The 3444-nt window shown below is 65.6% G+C and carries 4 protein-coding genes and 1 pseudogene; 4 read left to right on the top strand and 1 reads right to left on the bottom strand.

From position 1 onward, the window contains the following. From ACEQXV_RS15605 to ACEQXV_RS15590, 4 genes and pseudogenes are all read left to right on the top strand, one after another. Positions 1 to 1352 (top strand): annotated as a pseudogene (locus ACEQXV_RS15605) (disulfide oxidoreductase); the annotation flags it as partial. 4 nt (positions 1353 to 1356) lie between these two features. Continuing rightward, positions 1357 to 1803, top strand: a complete 447-nt coding sequence (locus tag ACEQXV_RS15600) for an RNA-binding S4 domain-containing protein (RefSeq protein ID WP_370269939.1) — start codon at positions 1357 to 1359, stop codon at positions 1801 to 1803. A gap of 72 nt (positions 1804 to 1875) precedes the next feature. Further along, positions 1876 to 2214 carry a ferredoxin FdxA gene (gene fdxA, locus ACEQXV_RS15595; protein ID WP_093454306.1) on the top strand — a complete coding sequence of 113 codons (339 nt, stop codon included), beginning with the start codon at positions 1876 to 1878 and terminating at the stop codon, positions 2212 to 2214. A 280-nt stretch (positions 2215 to 2494) separates the two neighbouring features. Then, a complete protein-coding gene (locus tag ACEQXV_RS15590) occupies positions 2495 to 3004 on the top strand; it encodes a CarD family transcriptional regulator (protein ID WP_093454303.1) in 510 nt (169 codons plus the stop codon). Positions 3005 to 3092: 88 nt separating this feature from the next. Here the strand turns inward: ACEQXV_RS15590 and ACEQXV_RS15585 are convergent. Further along, positions 3093 to 3444: adenosylcobinamide-GDP ribazoletransferase (locus ACEQXV_RS15585; RefSeq protein ID WP_370269938.1), on the bottom strand; the 352-nt coding region annotated here is incomplete at its 5' end.

Here is a 3444-nt window from a genome sequence, read left to right as displayed (position 1 = left end):
TCCATCTGCGGGCGGACAAGTTCTACAACGCCCCCGATACCGAAATCGACTTTACCGAACAGGGCGGGTTGATGTGGGGCGACCAGGCGGTGGGCAAGCTTGTCGCCGGCTCGGACGTGCTGAAACCCCAGGTGCAGGTCTGTGTCGATGACGAAGCCGGGCAGGACGTTTCGGAAAAGGTCCAGCGCCGCCTTCAGCATTTCATCGACCGCAAGATCGCGGCCCTGTTTGAACCGCTGATGAACCTGCAGCGCGACGAGACGCTGACCGGTCTGGCCCGTGGCTTTGCCTTCCAGATGATCGAAGGGCTGGGCATCCTGCCACGCGCCCAGGTCGCCGACGACGTCAAGCAGCTGGATCAGGACGCCCGTGGCGCGCTGCGCAAGCACGGCCTGCGGTTCGGTCAGTTCACCATCTTCATGCCGCTTCTGCTGAAACCCGCGCCGACCCGTCTGCGCCTGGTGCTGTGGTCGCTGGCCAACAAGCTGGACGAATTCCCCGAAGCGCCGCCGCCGGGTCTGGTCACCGTGCCGACCGATGCCTCGGCCCCGGAAGGTTATGCCACCATGGCGGGCTACCGGGTGGCGGGCGAACGCTCGATCCGGATCGACATGCTGGAGCGTCTGGCCGACATGCTGCGCGCCGAAGACACCCGCGCCGGGTTCGAGGCCAAGGCGGACATGCTGTCCATCACCGGCATGACGCTGGACCAGTTCGCCGACCTGATGCAGGGCCTGGGCTACAAGGCCGACAAGGGCGAGCGTGAGAAGCAGCGCCCTGTTGCCGATGCGCCCGCCGAGGCCCCGCAGGTCGTGGACGACAGCGCCGTGACCGCGACCCCGTCGGAGCCGGCCGTCGAAGGCGCGACCCCCGATGGCACGCCGCAGCCGCTGGAAAGCGATGCGACCACCGCCGGTCTGCAGACCGAAGAGGTCCTGGCCGAGGTCACGCCCGAAGCCACCGCACCGGAATCGACTGCACCGGAAGGCGACGCCCCCGCCGCGGATACCCCCGCAGCCGCCCAGGACACCGCGCGTGAGATCGAGGTCTTCTATACCTTCACCTGGGGTGGCGGGCGGTCCCGTCGTCCGGGCGAACAGAACCAGGGTGGCCGTCAGGGCCGTGACGGCAAGCGCCGTGGCGGGGACGGGCCTCAGGGCCAAGGTCAGGGCCAGGGCAATGGTCGGCGCGGCGGCGGCAAGCCGCAGGGCGCGGGCGGCAAGAAGGGTGGCAAGGGCAAACCGCGCGACGCGGGCCCCAAGACCTTCCAGTCCGGCCCCAAGCGCCGCGAAAAGCAGATCGACCCCGACAACCCCTTTGCCGCAGCGCTCAAGGGGCTGAAGACGGACTGATCCCATGGCGTCTGCGATCCAGGGGTCCAACCACGGGACGGGGGCTGGCAACGGCCCCTCGACCGCGCAGCCGGCCAAGTTCCGGCTGGACAAATGGATCTGGCAGGCGCGTTTCGTGAAATCTCGCAGCCTGGCCGCCGGTCTTGTCACCGGCGGTCATGTGCGTGTGAACGGCCAGCGCGCCGGCAAGCCCTCGCATCAGGTTCAGCCCGGCGACGTGCTGACCTTTCCCCAGGGCGACCGCATCCGCGTGGTGAAGATCCTGGCCCCCGCCGCCCGTCGCGGCCCGGCCTCTGAAGCGCAGCTTCTGTATGACGATATGTCGCCCCCGCCCGAGAAGACCGAAATTCCCCAAGGTGCCCGGATTGAAGGCAATTCTCGCCCGACAAAGCGGGATCGCCGGAAACTCGATCTTTATCGCAGGGACATGGGCGATGATGCGCTTGAATGATCGCGCCTGCCGCGCTAGCTAAACCCAAATTCAATACAAGGCCCAGGACAAGGCCCAGGCGGAGCCCCCTCAATGACCTACGTCGTCACCGACAACTGCATCGGCTGCAAATACACGGATTGCGTGGAAGTCTGTCCCGTGGACTGCTTCTACGAAGGTGAGAACACGCTGGTGATCCACCCCGATGAATGCATCGACTGCGGTGTCTGCGAACCCGAATGCCCCGCCGATGCGATCCGTCCGGACACGGAACCGGACATGGAAAAATGGGTTGAATTCAACCGGAAGTATTCCGAACTCTGGCCGGTGATCATCACCCGCAAGGATCCTCTGCCCGAGGCAGAAGAGCGGGACGGCGAATCCGGCAAGCTCGAGAAATACTTCTCGGAAAAACCGGGCGAGGGCGGCTAAGCCCCAACCCATGCCGCGCCCCCCGCGTGGCCAGGATCCATGGCGTCAGCACGGCCCCCTTGGTGCCGCGCTGCAACATGGTGCTTCCGATTCGGCGCGATTCGTGTTATACATCCCATCTGTATGATGAAGACTGCCTGCCCAGATGTAGCGGCTGCTGCCACCCGCTACGATACGTAACCACAGCCAGAATGCACCCGGACGAGGTTCCATTTACCTCGCCCGTCGTGTTGTTGCCTGCGTCGTGGTGCCCCCCGACTGGGCATAGTGAGGACCAAATATGACCAAGACGAAAAAAGCCGAATTCAGCCCGAATGATTACGTCGTGTACCCCGCGCACGGTGTTGGCCAGATCGTGTCGATCGAAAGCCAGGAAATCGCAGGCATCTCGCTCGAGCTTTTCGTGATCTCCTTCGAAAAGGACAAGATGACCCTTCGCGTGCCGACCAACAAGGCAACCGAAGTGGGCATGCGGTCCCTGTCGTCGCCGGACGTGGTGTCCAAGGCGATGACCACGCTCAAGGGCAAAGCCAAGGTGAAACGCGCCATGTGGTCGCGTCGCGCCCAGGAATACGAACAGAAGATCAACTCGGGCGATCTGGTCGCCATTGCCGAGGTCGTGCGCGACCTGCACCGCAACGATGACCAGCGCGAACAATCCTATTCCGAGCGTCAGCTGTACGAAGCCGCGCTGGAACGTCTGACCCGCGAAGTCGCCGCCGTTTCCGGTGCTGACGAAGTGGACGCCGCCCGCAAGGTGGACGAGGTTCTGGTGTCCCGCGCCGCTTGATCGGCCGGATCCGGTGAATTGAAAAGGCCGTCGGGGGTGACCCCGGCGGCCTTTTCCTTTGGGTGGTGCTGTGCTGGCCCCAGGTGCCTCAGCTCAGGACCATCAGAACCGCGACCTCTGCCATGAACTGCACCGCGCCCAGGATGTCGCCCGTCTGACCGCCGATCCGCGCCCGTGCCAGCAGCGACAGGGCACAGGCCACCACCAGCACCACCAACACAGCGCCCAGGGCGGCCCAGCCCGCCAGCAGCAGCGCCAGTACCACGGCGATCCCGGCAGACAGCGCCGCAGCCGCCCGTGTCGGCCGTCCCATGCCGCGCGACAGCCCGTCGACCCGCGCATTGGGCACCAAGGCCATCACCCCGGGCAGCACCCCGCGTGACAGCACCGCTGCGGCCACCAGCGCGCCAAGCGCCCCGGCCTCAAGCAGCAGGGTCACG

The organism is Nioella sp. (assembly GCF_964229645.1).
In the GTDB taxonomy this organism is placed as follows: domain Bacteria; phylum Pseudomonadota; class Alphaproteobacteria; order Rhodobacterales; family Rhodobacteraceae; genus Nioella.
This window is presented reverse-complemented; position numbering and strand designations above follow the sequence as displayed.

Bases quoted from the DNA above. Each gene is read 5' to 3' on its own strand.
- ACEQXV_RS15600 (WP_370269939.1), top strand. From the start codon at position 1,357: ATGGCGTCTGCGATCCAGGGGTCCAACCACGGGACGGGGGCTGGCAAC.
- fdxA (WP_093454306.1), top strand. From the start codon at position 1,876: ATGACCTACGTCGTCACCGACAACTGCATCGGCTGCAAATACACGGAT.
- ACEQXV_RS15590 (WP_093454303.1), top strand. From the start codon at position 2,495: ATGACCAAGACGAAAAAAGCCGAATTCAGCCCGAATGATTACGTCGTG.